The 19,584-nt window shown below is 62.4% G+C and carries 19 protein-coding genes; 11 read left to right on the forward strand and 8 right to left on the reverse strand.

Features of this window, described 5'->3' with window-relative positions; translation table 11 throughout:
* Window positions 1-24 precede the first annotated feature (24 nt).
* The 8 genes from NKI49_RS09310 (at window position 25) to NKI49_RS09345 (ending at window position 8,886) form a co-directional block, all read left to right on the forward strand.
* On the forward strand, window positions 25-2,769 hold the full coding sequence (locus NKI49_RS09310; protein WP_352599706.1) for a DUF2339 domain-containing protein: 2,745 nt from the start codon (window positions 25-27) through the stop codon (window positions 2,767-2,769).
* A 61-nt stretch (window positions 2,770-2,830) separates the two neighbouring features.
* Window positions 2,831-3,073 carry a type II toxin-antitoxin system VapB family antitoxin gene (locus NKI49_RS09315; protein ID WP_352599708.1) on the forward strand — a complete coding sequence of 81 codons (243 nt, stop codon included), beginning with the start codon at window positions 2,831-2,833 and terminating at the stop codon, window positions 3,071-3,073.
* Window positions 3,073-3,507, forward strand: coding sequence for a type II toxin-antitoxin system VapC family toxin (locus NKI49_RS09320; protein ID WP_352599710.1), 435 nt, complete (start codon window positions 3,073-3,075; stop codon window positions 3,505-3,507). The genes NKI49_RS09315 and NKI49_RS09320 overlap by 1 nt, the downstream gene beginning before the upstream one ends.
* 164 nt (window positions 3,508-3,671) lie before the next feature.
* Window positions 3,672-4,190, forward strand: a complete 519-nt coding sequence (locus NKI49_RS09325) for a sigma-70 family RNA polymerase sigma factor (protein ID WP_352599712.1) — start codon at window positions 3,672-3,674, stop codon at window positions 4,188-4,190.
* The gene (locus NKI49_RS09330; RefSeq protein ID WP_352599714.1) at window positions 4,187-4,978 is read left to right on the forward strand and encodes an anti-sigma factor family protein; all 792 of its coding nucleotides are present in this window, start codon (window positions 4,187-4,189) and stop codon (window positions 4,976-4,978) included. Before NKI49_RS09325 ends, NKI49_RS09330 begins: the two co-directional genes overlap by 4 nt.
* Window positions 4,979-5,185: 207 nt before the next feature.
* Window positions 5,186-6,292: a peptidase C39 family protein gene (locus NKI49_RS09335; protein WP_352695611.1), complete on the forward strand. Its 1,107-nt coding sequence runs from the start codon at window positions 5,186-5,188 to the stop codon at window positions 6,290-6,292.
* Window positions 6,289-7,752, forward strand: coding sequence for a RimK family ATP-grasp domain-containing protein (locus NKI49_RS09340; RefSeq protein ID WP_352599716.1), 1,464 nt, complete (start codon window positions 6,289-6,291; stop codon window positions 7,750-7,752). The genes NKI49_RS09335 and NKI49_RS09340 overlap by 4 nt, the downstream gene beginning before the upstream one ends.
* 306 nt (window positions 7,753-8,058) lie before the next feature.
* Complete coding sequence (locus NKI49_RS09345; protein ID WP_352599718.1) at window positions 8,059-8,886, forward strand: fatty acid desaturase family protein; 828 nt, start codon at window positions 8,059-8,061, stop codon at window positions 8,884-8,886.
* A 16-nt stretch (window positions 8,887-8,902) separates the two neighbouring features.
* Here the strand turns inward: NKI49_RS09345 and NKI49_RS09350 are convergent, their stop codons facing one another.
* From NKI49_RS09350 to ygfZ, 3 genes are all read right to left on the reverse strand, one after another.
* Window positions 8,903-10,969 (reverse strand): putative bifunctional diguanylate cyclase/phosphodiesterase, encoded by a 2,067-nt coding sequence (locus NKI49_RS09350; protein ID WP_502899491.1) that lies wholly within the window; start codon window positions 10,967-10,969, stop codon window positions 8,903-8,905.
* Between the two features lie 139 nt (window positions 10,970-11,108).
* Window positions 11,109-11,744: an HD domain-containing protein gene (locus NKI49_RS09355; protein WP_352599722.1), complete on the reverse strand. Its 636-nt coding sequence runs from the start codon at window positions 11,742-11,744 to the stop codon at window positions 11,109-11,111.
* Window positions 11,744-12,610, reverse strand: coding sequence for a CAF17-like 4Fe-4S cluster assembly/insertion protein YgfZ (ygfZ, locus tag NKI49_RS09360; protein WP_352599724.1), 867 nt, complete (start codon window positions 12,608-12,610; stop codon window positions 11,744-11,746). Before ygfZ ends, NKI49_RS09355 begins: the two co-directional genes overlap by 1 nt.
* Before the next feature lie 82 nt (window positions 12,611-12,692).
* On the opposite strand from ygfZ, the gene NKI49_RS09365 reads away from it, so the two are divergent.
* Complete coding sequence (locus NKI49_RS09365; RefSeq protein ID WP_352599726.1) at window positions 12,693-14,024, forward strand: dihydroorotase; 1,332 nt, start codon at window positions 12,693-12,695, stop codon at window positions 14,022-14,024.
* A 47-nt stretch (window positions 14,025-14,071) separates the two neighbouring features.
* On the opposite strand, the gene NKI49_RS09370 is transcribed toward NKI49_RS09365, so the two are convergent.
* The 4 genes from NKI49_RS09370 to NKI49_RS09385 form a co-directional block, all read right to left on the reverse strand.
* On the reverse strand, window positions 14,072-14,860 hold the full coding sequence (locus NKI49_RS09370; RefSeq protein WP_352599728.1) for a hypothetical protein: 789 nt from the start codon (window positions 14,858-14,860) through the stop codon (window positions 14,072-14,074).
* 69 nt (window positions 14,861-14,929) lie between these two features.
* Window positions 14,930-15,187 (reverse strand): hypothetical protein, encoded by a 258-nt coding sequence (locus NKI49_RS09375; protein WP_008874920.1) that lies wholly within the window; start codon window positions 15,185-15,187, stop codon window positions 14,930-14,932.
* Window positions 15,188-15,638: 451 nt separating this feature from the next.
* Window positions 15,639-16,016 carry a TIGR02301 family protein gene (locus tag NKI49_RS09380; RefSeq protein WP_352599731.1) on the reverse strand — a complete coding sequence of 126 codons (378 nt, stop codon included), beginning with the start codon at window positions 16,014-16,016 and terminating at the stop codon, window positions 15,639-15,641.
* A gap of 62 nt (window positions 16,017-16,078) precedes the next feature.
* Window positions 16,079-16,513, reverse strand: a complete 435-nt coding sequence (locus NKI49_RS09385) for an NUDIX hydrolase (RefSeq protein WP_352599733.1) — start codon at window positions 16,511-16,513, stop codon at window positions 16,079-16,081.
* A gap of 127 nt (window positions 16,514-16,640) precedes the next feature.
* Between NKI49_RS09385 and NKI49_RS09390 the strand changes: the two genes are divergently transcribed.
* Window positions 16,641-17,402, forward strand: coding sequence for an SOS response-associated peptidase (locus NKI49_RS09390; RefSeq protein WP_352599735.1), 762 nt, complete (start codon window positions 16,641-16,643; stop codon window positions 17,400-17,402).
* A gap of 320 nt (window positions 17,403-17,722) precedes the next feature.
* On the opposite strand, the gene NKI49_RS09395 is transcribed toward NKI49_RS09390, so the two are convergent.
* The gene (locus NKI49_RS09395; RefSeq protein WP_352599737.1) at window positions 17,723-17,863 is read right to left on the reverse strand and encodes a hypothetical protein; all 141 of its coding nucleotides are present in this window, start codon (window positions 17,861-17,863) and stop codon (window positions 17,723-17,725) included.
* A 165-nt stretch (window positions 17,864-18,028) separates the two neighbouring features.
* Here NKI49_RS09395 and cysS point away from each other — a divergent pair, with 165 nt between their 5' ends.
* Window positions 18,029-19,480, forward strand: coding sequence for a cysteine--tRNA ligase (gene cysS, locus NKI49_RS09400; RefSeq protein WP_352599739.1), 1,452 nt, complete (start codon window positions 18,029-18,031; stop codon window positions 19,478-19,480).
* Window positions 19,481-19,584 lie beyond the last annotated feature (104 nt).

Raw genomic sequence — 19,584 nt, forward strand, 5'->3', positions numbered from 1 at the left:
CTGGCCTGGTTTGGGGGAACCGCCATGTTTGAAAGCCTGATCGGCCTTGTGGCCATCATCGCCTTGTTCGTCATCATTTCGCGCCAGCAGAGCCGGATAGCTCTCGTCGAGCGCGAGCTTGGCGCGTTGCGCAGCCTTGTGCTTTCGGGCGCCGTGCCGCCCGTGAACAAACCGTCCGAACAGGCAGCTGCCGATAGCAAGCCTGCCGATGTGGCCGACGCGGCTGTGGCACCGGCCGATATCGCCTCACCGGTGGTGAGCGAGGGCGCGCAGACGCCGGCGGCAGAGGCGGAGATCCCGACTGGCGAGCCTGTGCCCGGCCCATGGGCCGCCGGTGAGGCGGCGCCGAAGACAGCCGATGTTGTCGAGCCGGCCGCAGCGGCGCTAGCCGCCGCTCGCCAGTCCAATGTCGAAACGGCGCTCGGCACCCGGTGGGCGGTCTGGGTCGGCGGCATCGCGCTGGCGCTGGGTGGTTTGTTCCTGATCCGCTACACGATCGAGTCCGGCATTTTTGGTCCCGGTGCGCGGCTCATCATGGCGGCCGTGCTCGGCCTGGTGCTGGTCGCCGCTGGCGAGTTCATCCGGCGCACCGGCCTCAAGGTACCGGTCCAGGGCGCGGCCGGTGCCTATATTCCGGCCATCCTGACTGCGGCGGGTGCCTTCATCCTGTTTGGCACCGTTTATGCCGCGCATGGCATTTACGGCTTCATCGGCCCGGCGCTCGCTTTCACGCTGCTCGGCGCCATTGGCGTTGCCACCATCGCTGCTGCCCTTGTCCATGGCCTGGCGCTGGCCGGTATCGGCCTCGTCGGCGCCATGGTGACGCCGATGCTGATTGCTTCGCAGGCGCCCAATCCTTGGGCGCTGTTCGGCTATCTCGCGATCGTGCTCGCCGCCACCGGCGTCATCGCGCGCATGCGCGACTGGAAATCGCTGATGGCGGCGGCTTTTGTCGGCACCGGCATCTGGACCATTCTCTACATGATGGATGCGCCGGGCGCGAACCTCTCCGCCATCCTCTTCATCGATGCCGTCACGCTGGCCGTGCTCGCCCTTGTCTGGCTCGGCCGCCGTGACGACGCAGCCGGATCAGCCAGGGTCTTCGACTGGCCGTCGATCGCGCCTGGCCTGTTCGTAGCATTTTCGGCGCTGGGCCTGTCCGTCGACCCGGCCTTCGCCGCCGCTGGCGATGCTTTGCAGGCCGCCATGATCCTCGCTGCGATGGTCGCAGTCGCACTCTATCGTCCAATGGCGCTGCCGCTGCTTTATGCGGCCGGACTGGCGACGGTGCTGATCTATCTCGGCATCATTCCGCCAACATCGGTGGCGTCGGATTTTTCCAGCGGTGCTCTAGGCGTCGACGGCCAGCCCGTGGTGGCGTCCGACGCCCTGACGTTGCGTATCGGCATCGCGCTTGGCCTTGTCTTCATCGGCGCCGGCTTGTGGGCCGCGCGCAAATTTGCCGCCGCGACCTGGATTCGCGCCACCTCGTGGGCGGCATCAGCGGTCATCGTGCCGCTGGTCATCCTGCTGGCGCTCTGGTCCACCTTCGGCAATCTCGACCGTGACTTTGCATATGCCGCCGTCGCGGCTCTGCTGGTCCTGGTTTTCGCTGCCGGCGGCGAATGGATCGCGCGCGGCGAAGAACCGCCGCTCAGGGGAGGCGCGGCCGTGTCGTTCGCCATGAGTGGCGCAGCGCTCGCGGGCCTGTTGATGCTGCACATGGCCTTCGGTTCCGGCTGGACCACCATCCTGCTTGGCGCCGCGGCCATCGTGCCGGCGCTGGCGACGCGCTGGCGCTCCTATCCCGTGCTTGGCTGGATTTCGGTTGGCGCCGTGATCGCCGTGCTTAGCCGCATCGCCTTCGACCCGACCATCGTCGGCGCCGAATTCCTGTCCACGACACCCGTGTTCAACTGGCTGTTGCCGGGCTACGGCATACCAGCACTGGTCTTCGGTTTTTGCGCCTGGCAGCTCGCCCGCACCACCAATGGCCGGCCGCGCCTCGCCATGGAAGCAGCCGCGGCACTGTTTGCGCTGCTCACGCTCGCAATGCTGGTGCGCCATGCCATGCATGGCGGCGTCATCGACACGGGTGCCATCACGCTCGCCGAACAAGCGATCTACACACTGATCGCCATCGGCGCCGGCGCCATTCTGGTCGCCATCGACATGCGCTCGCCAAGCTCGGTGCTGCGCTATGGTTCGATGGCCGCCGGTGTGGCATCGGTCGCCCTCATCGTTATCCGGCATTTCGTGGTGCTGAACCCGCTGTTCACCGACGAATCGACCGGCCGGATCCCGGCCTTCAACCTGTTGTTCCTCGCCTATCTCCTGCCGGCCGTCGCCGCCGGCGGGCTGGCGCTCTATAGCAGGGACAAGCGGCCGAAATGGTATGCGCAGATGCTGGCGCTGGTGGCGGCTGTGCTTGCCTTCGCCTATGCCACCCTGTCGGTCAGGCGCCTGTTCAAAGGCGAGTTCATCGGCCTGTGGAGCGGCCTTGGCCAGTTGGAAACCTACACCTACTCGGCGCTCTGGCTGGTCATCGGCGTTGCATTGCTCACCGCCGGTGTCTGGCTGAAGTCGCAGGTGCTGCGCATTGCGTCCGCCGCGTTGATCGCGGTCGCGGTGTTGAAGGTCTTTCTCTTCGACATGTCCGAGCTGGAAGGCGTGCTCAGGGCGCTGTCCTTCATCGGGCTTGGCGCGGTGCTGATCGGCATCGGCCTGTTCTACCAGCGGCTTTTGACGCGCGCGGCAAGGGAGGCTTGAGGATTGGGTTGTCGGAATATTCAAAATGGAATATATGAATATTCCATAGGAGATATTCACAATGCCGCTTTATATCCGCGACGACGAGGTGGATGCACTGGCGACGAAGCTGCAGCGCGAGACGAACGCGCCGAGCAAGACGGAAGCAGTGCGGACCGCACTTTTGCATGAGCTTGAACGCAATCGCGACCGCAAGCCGCTGCGCGAGAGGATTGCCGTTCTTCAGGCCCAGGCGGCTGCGTTGGGGTCGCCCGATCCAAACTTCGACATGAAAGCGTTCATGGACGAGATGTGGGAAGACTGATGTTCGTCGATGCGTCAGTGATCGTTGCGATTCTCGCCAGGGAACCGGGCTGGGAGGAATTGTTCAAGCAGATCGCCGGCGCCGCCGGTCCATTGTATATTTCTGCGTTCGTCCGACTCGAAGCAACGCTTGGCCTTGGAAGAATCGGCCTTGGACGAATGAGTGCTGGTGACCAAAGAAAACCGACCCCCGGAATGCTCGTGGCGGCGCGCGATCTGGTCGATGCGTTCCTTGTCGAGATCGACGCTCGCAATGTCTCCATCGATGGAGATATTGGCGAGCGCGCCATTGACGCCAGTATCCGCTACGGCAAAGCGGTCGGTCATCCGGCCGATCTCAATCTTGGCGACTGTTTTGCCTATGCCTGCGCAAAGGCGCTCGATGTTCCGTTGCTCTACAAGGGCAACGATTTCCTTCAGACGGATTTAGCATAAATCAAGGTTTGACCGTTGGTAGCCGGGAATAAACCGGCACCCGCCGGCGTTGTCTCATTGCTTGGGTGACCGGGGCGGCGGACCGCTTCGCGCTGGCCGCTTGCGCCGCGCCCGGAAGGCGCGTTCAATCGAGATCAACAAGGGCGACCTCAGAACCAGCGGTCATGGACGAAAAGAAGGCAGCAATCCTCGGCGAAATACCGCGTTTGCGACGCTACGCGCGCTCGCTTTTGCGCGACCGCGATGCCGCCGACGATCTCGTCCAGGATTGCCTCGAGCGTGCGCTTGTGCGGCTCGACAACTGGCAGACAGGAGAAAGCCCCAGGAGGTGGCTGTTTACGATCATGCATCATTTGTTCATCGACCAGATGCGCAAGGTGAACCGTCGCGGCGAGGCGGCGATGCTGCCGCTGGAAGCCGGCGAGGCGGTTGCCCAGCCGGCCGAGCAGCTGGAAGGCATCGCTTCGCGCGAGATCATGGATGCGTTGCAGGCGATCAGCCCCGACCGCCGCGCGGCGCTTGTCATGGTCGCCATCGAAGGCTTTTCCTATGCCGAGGCCGCCAACATTCTGGGTGTACCGGCCGGCACGCTGATGTCGCGCATCGCGCGTGGCCGCGAGGAACTGCGCGGGCTACTGGACGACACGGCCCGCCGCCGTACGATAAGGATCGTCGAGAAATGATCCGCCGCGATTTTTCCGAACGTGACATCCACATGGCGCTCGACGGCGAACTGCCAGCCGACGAACGCATCGCCTACGATGCCTGGCTCGACGCCAACCCCGAAATGAAGGCCAGGAGCGTCCGCTTCGCCGCCGACCGGGATGCGATGCGTGCGGCCCTCGCCAGCGTGCTGGATGAACCCGTGCCAGCGCGATTGCGCAATGTGGTGCTCGGTGAGGCGCCGGCCAAGGCCGCCGCGCTACGCCCGCGCTGGTGGCTTGCCGCCGCCGCGGCCGTACTTCTGGCCGCGGGTGGACTTGGCGGATATCTTGCCGGCATCGGCGGCGTCGGACGGGAGGACCAGGCGGAAGATCAGCTCGCCGAACAGGCAATCGCCGCCCATGTCATCTATGCCGCCGAAAAGCGGCACGCGGTCGAGGTGCCTGCCAACGACAAGGATCACCTGCAGACCTGGCTGTCCGACCGGGTCGGGCTGAAGCTGGTGGCGCCGGACCTGACCGCGAACGGTTTTCAGCTGATCGGTGGCCGATTGCTGCCGGCCGGCGAGGCTAAGGCCGCGATGCTGCTCTACGAGGACGACAAGGGCGAGCGCATATCTCTCTTCGTCACCGCAGAATCGACGGAGAACGCCAAGGGTACCTATGCCTCGGCGCAAGACGGCCCGCAGGCTGTCTATTGGCTGGACAAGGGCTATGGCTGTGCCGTCGTCGGCTCGCTGCCGCGCGAGCAATTGGCGATCGTTGCGAAGAGCGCCTACGGCCAGCTTTTGGCCGGTCTCGCAAGCTGAATCGGCCGCGGCTTTTCGCGGCCGGTAGCCTTTAAAAAAGGCGATCCTGTTCAAAGTCCGAGTGCTTCCTTGCCGCGGCGGAAACTGTCACAATTCGGCCCTAATCAAGGAGCGATAGCGCTTGACGAATACCGGCGCTTCAGGCGGTATTTGCGACGCTTTTGATCGGGCCTTTTCCACAATCCAATCGAGGTTTTCCAAGCCCGCATGCCTGCCGAGATCCGCACGGCCCGCGCGTCTGACGTCGATGACCTCGCCGCCATCGAGAAAGCCGTTTTCTCGAGCGACCGCATTTCCCGCCGCTCCTTCCGCCTGTTCATCGAGCGCGAGACCGCCGAGATCTTGATCGCCGAGGTCCATGGCCGCGTCGCCGGCTACGCGATCGTGCTGTTTCGCAAGGGCAGCGGTGTGGCGCGGCTCTATTCCCTAGCCGTTGGACCGTTTTTCGCCGGACTTGGTGTCGGCCGTCAGTTGCTCGCAGCCGCGGAGGATGCCGCCTTCGAGCATGGCCGCATGATGCTGCGTCTCGAAGTGCGGGAGGACAACGGGCGCGCCATTCGCATCTATGAGCAGGCCGGCTACCGCAAGATTGGGCGTGAGCCGGGCTACTATGAGGACGGTGAGACGGCGCTTCGCTATGAAAAGACCCTGCGCGGTGATCTTCCGGCCGCCACCATGGTGCCGTTCTATCAGCAGACCTGCGAGTTCACCTGCGGCCCTTGCTGCCTGATGATGGCCATGGCCAATTTCGACCCAGGCTTCGTGCCCGATCCGGTGATGGAAATCCGCCTCTGGCGCGAGGCGACGACCGTCTTCATGATGTCGGGACCGGGCGGTTGCGAGCCGTTCGGTCTCGCTGTCTCGGGATATGAAAGCGGGCTTGCGGCGGAGGTCTACGTCTCCTTCTACGGCGCGCTGTTCCTGCAATCGGTGCGCAGCGAGGACAAGCGCCGGGTCATGGAACTGGCCCAGGTCGACTTTCGCCGCCGCGCGGAACTTTACGGCATCCCGGTGAATTACCGTCCGTTCACCATCGACGACATTCGCGCCGCGATCGCCGGGGGGAAACTGGTTCTGGTGCTGATCAGCGGTTTCCTGATGTTCGGCAAGAAAGTGCCGCACTGGGTGCTGGCCATCGGAGATGACGGCGACCATATCCTGATCCACGATCCCTGGGTCGAGGACGAAAGGCAGGAGACCATCCTTGATGCCGCCAATATTCCGGTGCCCTACGGCATCTTCATGAATATGGCGCAGTTCGGCCGCGATGGACTGCGTGCCGCCATCACTCTGGGAAAGCGCGACAGACAATGACCTGGGTCATCCTTACCGGCCGGCAGAGCGATCTCGACCAGGTGGCGACGCCGCACAAGATCATCACCAATCGCGATTATCTTGCGCATCCGGCGCTGTTTCGCGGCCAGCGGCCGAAGGTCATCAACCTGTCGAATAACTACGGCTATCAAAGCCGTGGCTATTATGCGTCACTGCTGGCGAGCTCGCGCGGCCACAAGGTCATCCCAACCGTCGAGACGATGATCGACCTGTCGGAACGCAAGCTCTACGAGCATGCGTTGCCGGAACTCGAACTGGCGCTCAACAAGTGCCGCAAGGATCTTGGTGGTGTCTTCCCGGCAAAGGTCTGCATCTTTTTCGGCATCGGTCCATCGAAAGTCTGGGACCGCTTCGCCAAGCTGCTGTTCGACTGGTTCCGCGCACCCGCGCTCGAAGTTCATGTCAAGGATAGCGCCGAATGGGCCTCGATTCGCAAGATCGGCTTCCATCCCTTGGCGCGGATGACGGAGGACGAAGAAGCAAGCTTCATCCAGTGCCTGGAGACCTACACCAACCGCGAATGGCGCGACACAAAGGGCCGCACGCCGGCGCGCTATACCTTCGCCACGCTGGTCGACCCGCACGAGGAATTGCCGCCCTCGGAAATCTCGTCGCTGCGCTACTGGGCCAAGATCGCCGAGAAGATGGGCGTCGAAATCGAACCCATCACCAAGCGGGACCTCGCCAAGCTTGCCAATTACGACGCCCTGTTCATCCGCGAGACGACGTCGATCTCCAACCACACCTATCGTTTCGCCCGCCGCGCCCAGCAGGAAGGCATGCCCGTCATCGACGATCCGCTGTCGATGATCCGCTGCACCAACAAAGTCTATCTCAACGAATTGATGGCATACAACAAGGTACCGGTGCCCCCGACGGTGATGATCGCCGGCGCCTCGGACCTCGAACTGGCGGCGCAGACGCTCGGTTTTCCACTGGTCTTGAAGATCCCGGATTCTTCCTTCTCTCGCGGCGTCAAGAAATGCGCCAATTTGGAGGAGCTGACGCGGCTCGCCACCGAGTGGCTGGAGGATTCCGATCTCCTGATCGCCCAGAAATTCATTCCGACCGAATATGATTGGCGCGTCGGGGTGCTCGGCGGCCAACCGCTTTTTGCCGTTCACTACCTCATGGCCAAGAAGCACTGGCAGATCGTCAACCACAAGGCCAGCGGCAAGCCCGACCAGGGCGGCATCAAGACCTTCACACTGAAGGAGACGCCGGCACATGTCGTCGAGACCGCAGTCAAGGCGGCGCGCTGCATCGGCGACGGCCTCTACGGCGTCGACCTCAAGGAGACCAAGGACGGCGTCTTCGTCATCGAGGTCAACGACAATCCCAATCTCGACCATGGCTGGGAGGACTCCGGCGAGAAGGACGAGGTATGGGTGCGATTGACGCAGTGGTTCCTGGAACGGTTGGACCGGCCGGGGCGGTAGTTTAATTGGGGCAAAACATGCAGTTCATCGTCATAGAGGATTTTGCCGGCTGCGATCGCAAGGAGATCTATCGTCGCTTCCGCGACCGGGCCGCCTAAAACCGGACGAACTTGTCGTGCACCACAGCTGGATCGCGGCGGAGATGAGTCGATGCTTCCTGTTGGTCGGGGCTGACGACGTCACGCTCCTGCGCAGGCATTCCCCATGTCGAGGTATCTTGGCGCGATGAACTCAATCGGCGAACGCGTCCGATTTGGCGGTGAGGCGATTGCGCTCTTCCGGCGTCAGGGATGCGATAACGTCGCGATGGTCCATGTATGCCTAGCTCAGCTCGCCGTCCACTGGGGAGCGATCATCCTTTTAGGAGCGTTGATCGCCGCCAGGGTGCCGTTCTGGCCGCTACTGATGTTGCCGCAAGGCATACTGATCGTATTCCTGTTCACGGTCCTCCACGAAACGGTTCACCGCACGGCTTTCGAGACGCAATGGTTGAACGATGCGGTGGCGCGGGTCTGTAGTCTGGCGCTCGCGCTGCCGGCCGACTGGTTCCGCTATTTCCATTTCGCCCATCACCGCTTCACCCAGGATCCCGAGAACGACCCGGAATTGGCATCTCCCAAGCCCGAGACGCTATGGCAGTACCTCGTGCATGTTTCCGGAATCCCGCTGTGGTGGGGCCATTTCAAGACGCTCTGCGCCAACGCGACCCGAGGCAGCAAGGAAAGCTATGTGCCGCCGAAAGGCCGGCCCAAGGTACGCGCCGAGGCGCGCGCCATGATCGTGTTTTACGGGGCGGTCTTTCTGCTTGCCGTCTATTTCCGGCTCACCCTGATTCTCTATGCCTGGATCGTTCCGGCTCTGCTCGGTCAACCCTTTCTGCGCCTCTATCTCCTGGCCGAGCATGGCCGTTGTCCGTTCGTCGCCAACATGCTGGAGAATACAAGAACCACGCTGACCAATTGGGTGGTGCGCAAGCTGGCTTGGAACATGCCGTTCCATGCCGAGCATCATGCCTATCCCGGTGTGCCGTTTCACCAATTGCCGCAGTTTCACGCGCTGATCGAGCGGCATCTCAAGGTGGTCGAGCCGGGCTATGTCAGCTTCCATGAGAAATATATCGAGGCGCTGAGCTGACCTTCCGCCGATGCCGTCAGCCCGTCTGGCTGTGCAACGCACGCAGCTTCAACAGACGCGGGATGTCCGCTGCCCTTGACGGCACGCCAATCAAATAACCCTGCGCCTCGACGCAGCCATTCTTGCGTAGCATGTCGAGCTGCGCCTCGGTCTCGACCCCCTCGGCGGTGACTATGATGCCGAGTTCTGCACCCAGCCCGATGATGGTGCGAACGATGGCCGCCGTGTCGCGATTGCCCATGTCGTGAATGAATGAGCGATCGATCTTGATCTTGTCGACCGGGAAACGCCTGAGGTAGCCGAGCGAGGAATAGCCGGTGCCGAAATCGTCCAGCGCGATGTGGATGCCGAGTTCGCGCAACTGTCGCAGTGTCTTCAGCACGGCTTTGCTTTCGTCCATCAACACGGTTTCAGTGATTTCCAGTTCCAGCTGTCCGGCCGGCACGCCTGAAAAGGCCAGAGCTGAGATGACGTCGCGAGCAAAACCGCCGCTTTTGAGCTGAACGGCCGAGACATTGACCGCAATGCGCAAGCCGGGAGGCCAGCTTGCGGCCGTCGTGCAGGCTTTCCGGAGCGCCCACTCGCCGAGCGGCACGATTACTCCGGTCTCTTCGGCAGCCGGAATGAATTCGTCCGGCGCCACCGTGCCGCGCGCCGGCGAATGCCAACGCATCAAGGCCTCCGCGCCGACGATCTCGCCGGAGGCGATGTTCATGATGGGCTGGAAATCGAGATCGAATTCCTGGCGTGGCACCGCGGCCTCGAGGTCGACCTCAAGCGCCCGGCGGGCCTGCACGATGGCGTCCATTGCGGGTTCGAAGAAGCGATAGAGATTGCGCCCTTCGCTCTTCGCCCGATAGAGCGCGGTGTCGGCGTTTTTCAGCAGTGTGTCGGCATCCGTGCCGTCGTCGGGGAAAACAGCTATGCCCAAGCTGATACCGACATGCATGTCCAGGCTCTTGTCGCGAAAGGGTTTTGCGATTGATTCTATGATGCGCTTCGCCAGCTTTTCAGCATTGGCGATGCCCTTGAAATTGAACTGCATAACGACGAATTCGTCGCCGCCGAAACGGGCAACCATGTCTGTTTCATTGCGCAGGCAACGCCGCAGCCTCTCGGCCACGCTCTTCAGCAGCCAGTCGCCAGCCGGATGTCCCAGGGTGTCGTTGACCGCCTTGAAGCGATCCAGATCGAGCGAGAAGATCGCCAACGGCGCAGCCGCCGCATCCTCGAGCGCCAGGTCGAGCCGTTCGCGAAACATCGAGCGGTTGGGCAGTCCGGTCAAGGCGTCGTGATGCGCAAGATGGGTCATGCGCTCTTCGATGCGGCGACGTTCGGTAACGTCGTCGAAGGTCACTACCCAACCGCCGCCGCTCATCGGTCGACGTGTGACCAGAACCGTCCTGCCGTCGGTAAGATGCCGATAGGCCGAATGGATTTTTGCCGCCTTCAGGCAGGCTTCGGTTTTGGCGACTTCGCTGTCGACGTCGATCTTCGTATAGATGCCGAGTTCCAGCAATCGTTCGAGAGCGTCGCGATGCGTGGTTCCAAGCGGGAAGTCCGCCTCGGTGACATTGTAGAGCTCCAGAAAACGCCGGTTGCGCACGATCATCTTGCCGTCGGCATCGTACATCACCAGGCCTTGCGACATGTTGGCGAGTGCCGCGTCGAAGCGGCGGTGCTGCTCCTTCAGATCCTGTTCGGCGCGTCGCTGTTCGGTGATGTCCTCGTAGATCGAGACCCAACCGCCCAAGGCCAGCGGGCGGTGCGAGATGCTGATGATGCGACCATCCGACAGCGTCTCTTCGTAGGTCGAGGGTTTCGCCTGGTCGATATAGGGCTTGCGGATGGCATGGAGTTCGTCGGCGCTTTGCGAGGCGACGCCGATATCGACGCTGTGCCTCAGAATGTCGATGAAGCGGATACCCGGCTGCATCACCTTGGCGTCGAGGCGGAAGAGATTGATATAGTTGCCGTTGCAGATGATCATGCGCTCGTCGGCATCGAACATGCACAGGCCATGTGACATGTTCTCGACCGCGGCTGCGAAGCGTTCGTTCTGCGCGCGCAGTTCGTCTTCCATGCGTTGCGAGCGCTCCACGCCTTCTGCATCCCGTCCCGGGACGAACGAACTACCCTTGTCATCGGCGACGGGCATGAGCGTGCCTGCGGCTCGTGATATGACGGGATACTGTGGTCGCTGACGGTTAATTTAGCGTTTGCTATCCAACCGCTGGTGCGGGGACCTGGCGCCGCGACTTCTCGATTGCAAAAAATCGTTTCAGGAATGCGTTCTGTGCCCAAATTACCGAGCGCGGCGTGAAATCGAAGCGTTCGGCGCTGAAGCCGCGCGGGCGGCCGAAGAACTCCGTCGCCTCGGCGGCCGAAAAGCCGGCAAGCAGCGTTGCCTCGAAATAGGCGGCGATCTGGTCGGCGCGCTTGATCTCCTTGCGCAGCGCGGCAGCCGGTTCGGGAGGCAGCGAGAACCGCAGGTGTATGGCGCGCTGCAAGCGCAACTCACAATCCTTGTAGCTGCCCCCCATCACCGATTTGAACGGCGAGATCATGTCGCCGATGACATATTCCGGCGCATCGTGCAGCAGGGCCGCCAGCCGGTCGTCGGGCGAAGCTGCCGGCATCAGGTCGTTGAACAGGGCCTCGACCAACAGAGAGTGCTGGGCAACCGAAAAGGCATGCTCGCCGCTGGTCTGGCCATTCCAGCGGGCGACGCGTGCGAGCCCATGGGCAATGTCCGAAATCTCGATGTCGAGCGGCGAGGGATCGAGCAGATCGAGCCGGCGGCCGGACAGCATGCGCTGCCAGGCGCGTGGCGGCGCGCCGGTGCGGTCCGCCGCCATCAGGCTTCCTCCGCGCCGACGGTTTCCTGCGGGAAACTGAACTTCGCCCAGACGGGGATAGTCAGCGTCACCGGCTGGTCTCCCGCCAGGATCGGCTGACCGAGATCCAACGCCGCCTTGACCCTGTCGATGCGAGCAATGGCAAGCCCGGTCGTGCCGGCATTCGAGCCGAGCGTGCCGACCGGTCGTCCCCCCACGGTGAGTTCGGCACCTGCGGGGGGCAGGGGACGCTCGGACCGGACAATCAGCACGCGTCGCCTGGCGGTGCCCCGGTGCTGCATGCGCGAGACGACTTCCTGGCCGACATAGCAGCCCTTCTTGAACCCGACGCCGCCCATCTCGTCGAGCAACACGTCATGCGGGAAGGCATCGCCGAGCGCATAGTCGACCCCGCTTTCGGCAATACCTTGGGCGACGCGGAGAGCCTGCCACGCTGCGGTGTCGCTGTTTTCTGAGCTGCCGGCACCGGCATAAGAGCGGGTGACGCTTTCATCGCGGAAGCGTCTGTCGGCAACCACGGTTGAATCAGTTTGCGAGGCGATTGACTCTTTCCCCCACGCAACGGTGACAAACGCTTGTTCGGACTTGGCAATCTCGACTTTCGCGCGGAGCTTATAAAGCGTCAGCCGGCGTACGAAATCATCTGAAATGTCGGCACGGCATTCGAGCCGGAATGCGTTTTCGCCGGCGCGAGAGATCAGGAAGTCGAACAGGATCTTGCCTTGCGGCGAAAGCAGCGCGCCGGGGTTTGCTTCGCCGGCGCCAAGCGCATCGAGATCGGTGGTCAGGATGTTCTGCAGGAAGTGCTCGGCATCCGGGCCGGAGACGGAGATGAGCGCGCGGTCGTTCAGGAGGGCAAAGGGCATGGGGCGAATAAAAGCCTGATCTTGCAAAACGGTTGGTCATTACGTAAGCCGCTGACACTCCCCCCGCAAGAGATCGATCAGCATGGCCAATACCTACGACCTCATCCTGACAGGCGGCATGGTGGTCAACCATGACGGCGAGGGTCTTCGCGATATTGGCGTGAAGGACGGGCGCATCACCGCCATCGCAGATCTCCGCCAGGCCTCGGCCGGCGAGATGATCGACTGCCGTGGCCTGCACATCCTGCCGGGTGTCGTCGACAGCCAGGTGCATTTTCGCGAGCCGGGACTGGAGCACAAGGAAGACCTGGAGACGGGCTCCCGGGCGGCGGTGCTTGGCGGTGTCACCGCGGTGTTCGAGATGCCCAACACCAATCCGCTGACCACCAGCGAGGCAGCGCTCGCCGACAAGGTCCGGCGTGGCAGCGGCCGCATGCATTGCGACTTTGCCTTCTGGGTCGGCGGCACCCGCGAGAATGCAAAAGACGTCGGCGAACTCGAGCGGTTGCCGGGCGCGGCCGGGATCAAGATTTTCATGGGCTCTTCCACCGGCGACCTGCTGGTCGAAGACGACGAAGGCGTCGCCTCGATCCTTAGGAATACGCGCCGCCGTGCCGCCTTTCATTCCGAGGACGAGTTCCGGCTGCGCGAACGCCTGGGCGAACGCATCGTAGGCGATCCGTCATCGCATCCGGTGTGGCGCGACGAGATCGCGGCCTTGCGCTGCACCGAGCGACTGGTGCGTATCGCGCGCAACGTTCGCGCCCGCATCCATGTCCTGCACATCTCGACAGCCGAGGAGATCTCGTTCCTTGAACATCACAAGGACGTCGCGACCTGCGAGGCGACGCCACACCATTTGACACTGAGCGCCGACGACTATGCGCGGCTCGGCACGCTGATCCAGATGAACCCGCCGGTGCGCGCTGCCCGCCATCGCGACGGTGTCTGGCACGGCATTGCGCAAGGCATCGTCGACGTGCTCGGCTCCGATCATGCGCCGCACACGCTGGCCGAGAAGGCCAAGCCGTATCCCGCCTCGCCATCGGGTATGACCGGCGTGCAGACGCTGGTGCCGATCATGCTCGACCACGTCAATGCCGGCCGGTTGACCCTGCAGCGCTTCGTCGACCTGACCAGCCATGGCCCGCAGCGGATCTTCGGCATGGCGCGCAAGGGCCGCATCGCCGCCGGCTACGACGCCGACTTCACCATTGTCGACATGAAGCGGCGCGAGACCATCACCAATGCTCAGGCCGGCTCGAAAGCCGGTTGGACGCCTTATGACGGCAAGGAAGTGACCGGCTGGCCAATCGGCACCGTCATTCGCGGCCAGCGCATCATGTGGGAAGGCGAGATCGTTACGCTGGGTCAGGGCAGGGCTGTGGAATTTTCCGAGGCGTTGCCCCGCTAGGCTCCCTGTCTTGCCTTCGGCGCCCCCACAAGGAGAGGATTAGAGGTTCAGTCCCCGGCGACGAAGAAGGTCCATTGCCCTGCGGGCGTGATGCCGACGCGGTAGAAGATATAAGCGCCGAACTGCTTCATGTCGTCGAAATCGCCGGCGGTGACGATCTTGAACAGTTCGACCCGCTGCTTGGCGTCGAGCTTGTCCAGCGGCAGCGCGAAGAAATACGGCCAGACATAGAGTTCCTGCGGTGTCCCCGCGTCGACGTGAACGTAGCCGGCGGTAAGCACCTCTTCCAGAATAGCCAGGATTTCCTGGCCGTCCGGATCGCCGGAGAGGCCTTTGAGGAAGGCGATGGGGTCGCCGTCTATGTCGGCCAGCGATATCTGCGTCATGCTCTCGCCCTGGCCGATCAAAGGCCTCAGCTTTTCGATGTCGCCGCCCTTGCAGGCCTCCACGATCAGGTCGTGCATACGCCGCACCGGTTCGGGCAGTTTGCCGAGGTCGTAGACGACCTCGGGCAAGGGTGCTTCCGGATCGACACGCGGTCTGTTGCTGGTGCCATCCGATGGACTGTCGGGCTCCGCTGCGTCCGGAGCAGCCGGCCGGCTGGTCGAAGGCGGTGCCTCCACGGGATCGGGCATGGGAATTGCGCTTCCGGGCGACGAGATATCGTCATCCGCCGACGGTGTGACGGGAGAGGGAAGCTCTTCGCGCTTGATTTCGCTCAAGGCGTGGGCTGGGCTGCTCGCCAGGCACGTCAGCAAGGTAATCGCGGCACAGCAAGCAGCGAGTCGGATGTAGAGGACCAAGCCCTTCGGCTTGCCTGACATCGTGAAATTCACTGCCCGTATCTCCCTGCTCCCGGGCATTTTGCCCGAACGGCATCTATCGCCAAAGAACCGGACGTCGGTTCAGTGCCGCAGCCGCTCAGGTTCGAAGGCGCCAGCAATCACCTTTTCCCGCATGCGGTCGAGCAAGGCAAGTGCCGAGGTCTCGCCGTTGGCGCGCAACATTTCACCGAAGGCAGTCTCGAGCGCCGCCTCGGCAATGATCTCCGGCTCGATCCCCGCCGAAAGGCCTTCCGCCCAGGCTTCGCTGTGGCTCTCCACCGCCGTCAGGCGTTTTTCTTCCCTGACCAGCGCGTCGATGTCGTTGACACCATGTTCCATAAGCGATGTCCACCCTTTCAAGCGGCGATCCATCCGTGTGGATCAGGCTCGATCTGTTCCGTTCACATTGGACCGAATTAAGTGCCTGTAAATACGACATTTTTTTGGTCGGTTTTACAGGGGGTCCGCTGCGTCTGGCGAAGCTGCGTTCAGTTCGGATCAAACTTAGCCGATTAGGCCGGCTCGCGGGGTGAAAACCTTCAGTTTGAGTTAATTCCGCATTTGCCCCGTAACGTTTCATTAATGTTGTTGCAGAAGTGCAACATCAGGATTGCACCAAGATATCGACCGGCACAAGCCGGATAGATCAGCGCTCGCTGGCAACAGCCCGAATACCTGTTGATGAATGCCTGGAGCGGTTCATCGTTTTTCGCTGAAACGCAGAACCGCTTCTCGTCTTGCCCTGGTGCAATTACGGACGGATACCGGTTCAAGCTTTTGCTGGAATTGCCTAGTTGCCGTAGCGCGAGGCGATGTCCCGCGACAGCGTTTCGCCTTCCTTCATGTAACGGCTGATGGCTTCGGCGGCTGAAGCGGTGCACCGCGTATAGGTGCCGCCGAAGGAGCGGTAGCCATGATTGAAGCTGGCGATGAAGCGGGCGCGCCGTTCGGCGTCGGGATTTTCCGAATCAAGAAGCTTCTGCATCTCGACGCGCCATTGGTCGCCTTTCTCGCCGCACAGATTGCGCAGAAAATGCAGCGACCCCAAAACCTCGGCCAATCGCATCAGCCCCGGCTCGAACGGCGACTCGGCGCTCATCGCCGGTCGTGCCGTTACGGCCATGCTGACGGCAAGGCACAAGGCAACGAGAAAAGAAGTGCGGCTCATAAGTCTATGTGGCCAAACAATTTGTCGCCTGCAAGGCGATTTCGGCGCGGCGAACCGGGAATTCAGGGACTTTCAGGGAAACCGTCGGTTCGACCGAGCAAGTCCTCGGCCACCGCGAACACCGAACCGGCGAGCGGCAGCGCCGTCATCTCGCGCAGTGTGTAGAATGCCGCCGTCTCGGCGTCGTCGCTGGCTACGGCCTCGCCGGCAGCGTAGGCGGCGCCAAAGACCGTGAGGAGATAATCGACCGGGTGGCTTTCGTCGCTGCCGTCGATATGGATTTCCCGGAGGGGGCGAAAACCGGTCGCCCGCAAACCGGTCTCTTCCAGCAGTTCGCGTTGTGCCGCGTCCTCCAGCGTCTCTCCGGCCTCCACTTTGCCGCCCGGGAATGCGTAGAGCCCTTGCGAAGGCGCCCTTGCCCGCCTGACCAGGAGCACGGTGTCGCCACGCACCACAGCCACCGAGACTGCTGGAAGTACCTTGCGTGCTTCATTCATAGTTTTCGATCAGCTCATTTGAAGGCAGGTCTTGTGGACCGCCCAGCATGGGGAAGCTTTAGCGGTTGCGCAACGCCGGTTCGATCGCCACTTTCAAAATCCAACCGTTCGAAAGGCCCGATCGATCATGTGCGGACGCTTTGCCTTGACCGCGACGCCGGACCAGACGGCTGCCTTCCTGGGATTGGCTGAACTGGAGGAATTTCCGGCACGCTACAACATCGCGCCGACGCAGCCGATCCTGATGGCGATCGCCGGCGTTCCGAGGGCGCCTGGCTCCAATCTGCCGGACCGGCAACCGATGCTGGTGCGTTGGGGGCTGATCCCCGCCTGGGTCAAGGACACCAGGGAATTTCCGCTGCTGTTCAACGCACGCTCTGAAGGCGCAATCGAAAAGGCTTCGTTCAAGACCGCCATGCGTCATCGCCGCGCTTTGGTGCCGGCATCCGGCTTCTACGAATGGCGGCAAAGCGGCGGCAAGAAGGGGCAGCCCTATTGGATTCGGCCCAAACACGGCGGACTGGTCGCCTTCGCCGGCCTGATCGAGACCTACGCCGAGCCTGGCGGTTCGGAAATGGACACCGGCGCCATCCTGACCGTCAACGCCAATGCCGATATAGCGCATATCCACGATCGCATGCCGGTGGTCATCGATATCAGGGATTTCGCCCGCTGGCTTGATTGCCGCACGCTCGAGCCACGCGATGTAGCCGGCCTGCTGCGGCCGGCCCCGCTCGATTTCTTCGAAGCAATTCCCGTGTCCGACCTCGTCAACAAGGTCGCCAACACCGGACCGGAGATTCAGGAGAGAGGCGAGATTGGACCGGAGCCAGAGAAGGTGACGCGCAAGAAGCCCGGCGCGGACGACAGTCAAATGACGCTGTTCTAGCGCAAGCCGTTATCCATTCCGGCGTCCGAATTCACCAGAGTGGCGCCGGCAGCTTCAGGCAGCGCGGGGCGATACGATCTTCTGCGCCGGCTTTTTCTTCTTTGCTGTGTGAAGAAGGGCGGCGACAATCGCGGCCGGGCCGATTGCACGATAGTGGCTAGCCAGCGCCGGTTGCTTGGCGCGGCTGGCGTCTTGCTTGCTTCGAGGCATGTGTCTCTTCCCAGATAATGTTTTCGTGCCTGCGTTTGATTGCCGAATCGGACCAAATCGTGACGCTTGTTGATCTAGCCGGCGAATGTTTCATGACTGTGCCGACATGTTTAATAAAATGTTTCACTGCCTGATTCCGTGTGATCGAGCGACGCATTTGCCAGTCTTCTCGACATTTTTCCTAGGACCAGCGACTTGACGGCAACACCGGCCAGGGCGATAAAGCCGCCCATGAAAACGTCTTTCGCCATTTGTGGCATTTGCATTATTGGCTAGCCTCGCGCTGGTCCGGACGTTTTCGCCTCATCTTTCCCCAGATTGGACAAACGCCCCGGCCAGCAGGCTGGAGTCTTATTTGCGTCTCGGCGCGAGGCTGGCTCCATCCAAACAAAAGTTCTGGACCGGGAAGGCATGGAATGTCTGACGCATCGAAGAGCCTGCGCCTCTATAATACGCTGACGCGGACGAAGGCGGACTTCGTCCCGATCGATGCGCGCAATGTACGCATGTATGTCTGCGGCCCGACAGTCTACGACTTCGCGCATATTGGCAATGCCAGGCCGGCGATCGTCTTCGACGTGCTCTTCCGGTTGCTGCGCCATTTCTACGGGGAGGCGCATGTCACCTATGTGCGCAACATCACCGACGTCGACGACAAGATCAACGCGCGCGCGTTGCGCGACTTCGGCGGCGATATCGCCGCCGGAAAATTGTCGCTCAACGAGGCGATCCGCCGGGTGACGGAAAAAACCGCCGACCAGTACCACAGGGATGTCGCCACGCTCGGTTGCCTGGAGCCGACCGTCGAGCCGCGCGCCACCGAATTCGTCGAGCCCAGGGCCGATGGCAAGGCCGACATGATCACCTTGATTCAAAGCCTGATCGGACGCGGCCATGCCTATGTCGCCGCAGGCGAAGTCCTGTTCGACACGGCGTCGATGCCGGCCTACGGCCAACTGTCGAAGCGTAATCTCGACGAGCAGCAGGCCGGCGCCCGCGTCGCCGTCGACGCTCACAAGAAAAGTCCCGGCGATTTCGTGCTGTGGAAGCTGTCGTCGCCGGAAGAGCCGGGCTGGAATTCGCCCTGGGGCAGGGGCCGTCCGGGATGGCACATCGAGTGCTCGGCGATGTCGGCCGCCTATCTCGGCGATGTCTTCGACATCCATGGCGGCGGCCTCGACCTGATCTTCCCGCACCACGAGAACGAAATCGCCCAGTCGCGCTGCGCCCATGGCACCGATGTCATGGCCAATGTCTGGATGCACAACGGCTTCCTGCAGGTCGAAGGGCAGAAGATGTCGAAAAGCGTCGGCAATTTCTACTCGATCCATGAGCTGCTGGAGACCGATACGTTCGGCGGCCGCAAATGGCCGGGCGAGGTGCTGCGGCTGGCCATGCTGATGACGCATTACCGCGAACCGATCGACTTTTCCGTGCGCAAGCTGGAAGAGGCCGAGAATACACTGCGCAAATGGAAACGGGCGGCGGATCTGGCGCCGGCAGCGGCAGGGCAGGTGCCGACAGAGGTCGTGGCGGCGCTGTCCGACGATCTTGCCACCTATGCCGCTTTCCAGCAACTCACCCAACTGGCAAGCGAGGCCATCGAGTTCAATGAAAATGGCGAAAACGCTGCCGCAGCCTCGCTGAAGGCGGCGCTTGCCTTCCTCGGCTTCGATGTCGGCGCGGCCAAAGTGAATGAGGCCGCGATCGCTGAGGCGATCGCCAGGCGCCTGGAATTGATCGCCGCCAAGAATTGGGCCGAGGCCGATCGCATACGCGATGAGTTGCTGGCGCAAGGCGTGCAATTGAAGGACGGCAAGGACCCGGTCACCGGTGAGCGCGTGACGACGTGGGAGGTCAAGCGGTGAGGGTGGTGCTGAATACCAAGTTGGCGAAAGCGGTGGCGACAGCCGATCTCCCCCTTTGCGGGGGAGATGTCCGGCAGGACAGAGGGGGGTGTGAAGGATCGCCG

Source organism: Mesorhizobium sp. M0587 (genome assembly GCF_040320945.1).
Taxonomy (GTDB): domain Bacteria; phylum Pseudomonadota; class Alphaproteobacteria; order Rhizobiales; family Rhizobiaceae; genus Mesorhizobium.

Bases quoted from the DNA above. Each gene is read 5' to 3' on its own strand.
- NKI49_RS09310 (WP_352599706.1), top strand. From the start codon at position 25: ATGTTTGAAAGCCTGATCGGCCTTGTGGCCATCATCGCCTTGTTCGTC.
- NKI49_RS09315 (WP_352599708.1), top strand. From the start codon at position 2,831: ATGCCGCTTTATATCCGCGACGACGAGGTGGATGCACTGGCGACGAAG.
- NKI49_RS09320 (WP_352599710.1), top strand. From the start codon at position 3,073: ATGTTCGTCGATGCGTCAGTGATCGTTGCGATTCTCGCCAGGGAACCG.
- NKI49_RS09325 (WP_352599712.1), top strand. From the start codon at position 3,672: ATGGACGAAAAGAAGGCAGCAATCCTCGGCGAAATACCGCGTTTGCGA.
- NKI49_RS09330 (WP_352599714.1), top strand. From the start codon at position 4,187: ATGATCCGCCGCGATTTTTCCGAACGTGACATCCACATGGCGCTCGAC.
- NKI49_RS09335 (WP_352695611.1), top strand. From the start codon at position 5,186: ATGCCTGCCGAGATCCGCACGGCCCGCGCGTCTGACGTCGATGACCTC.
- NKI49_RS09340 (WP_352599716.1), top strand. From the start codon at position 6,289: ATGACCTGGGTCATCCTTACCGGCCGGCAGAGCGATCTCGACCAGGTG.
- NKI49_RS09345 (WP_352599718.1), top strand. From the start codon at position 8,059: ATGGTCCATGTATGCCTAGCTCAGCTCGCCGTCCACTGGGGAGCGATC.
- NKI49_RS09350 (WP_502899491.1), bottom strand. From the start codon at position 10,969: ATGGAAGACGAACTGCGCGCGCAGAACGAACGCTTCGCAGCCGCGGTC.
- NKI49_RS09355 (WP_352599722.1), bottom strand. From the start codon at position 11,744: ATGGCGGCGGACCGCACCGGCGCGCCGCCACGCGCCTGGCAGCGCATG.
- ygfZ (WP_352599724.1), bottom strand. From the start codon at position 12,610: ATGCCCTTTGCCCTCCTGAACGACCGCGCGCTCATCTCCGTCTCCGGC.
- NKI49_RS09365 (WP_352599726.1), top strand. From the start codon at position 12,693: ATGGCCAATACCTACGACCTCATCCTGACAGGCGGCATGGTGGTCAAC.
- NKI49_RS09375 (WP_008874920.1), bottom strand. From the start codon at position 15,187: ATGGAACATGGTGTCAACGACATCGACGCGCTGGTCAGGGAAGAAAAA.
- NKI49_RS09380 (WP_352599731.1), bottom strand. From the start codon at position 16,016: ATGAGCCGCACTTCTTTTCTCGTTGCCTTGTGCCTTGCCGTCAGCATG.
- NKI49_RS09385 (WP_352599733.1), bottom strand. From the start codon at position 16,513: ATGAATGAAGCACGCAAGGTACTTCCAGCAGTCTCGGTGGCTGTGGTG.
- NKI49_RS09390 (WP_352599735.1), top strand. From the start codon at position 16,641: ATGTGCGGACGCTTTGCCTTGACCGCGACGCCGGACCAGACGGCTGCC.
- NKI49_RS09395 (WP_352599737.1), bottom strand. From the start codon at position 17,863: ATGGCGAAAGACGTTTTCATGGGCGGCTTTATCGCCCTGGCCGGTGTT.
- cysS (WP_352599739.1), top strand. From the start codon at position 18,029: ATGTCTGACGCATCGAAGAGCCTGCGCCTCTATAATACGCTGACGCGG.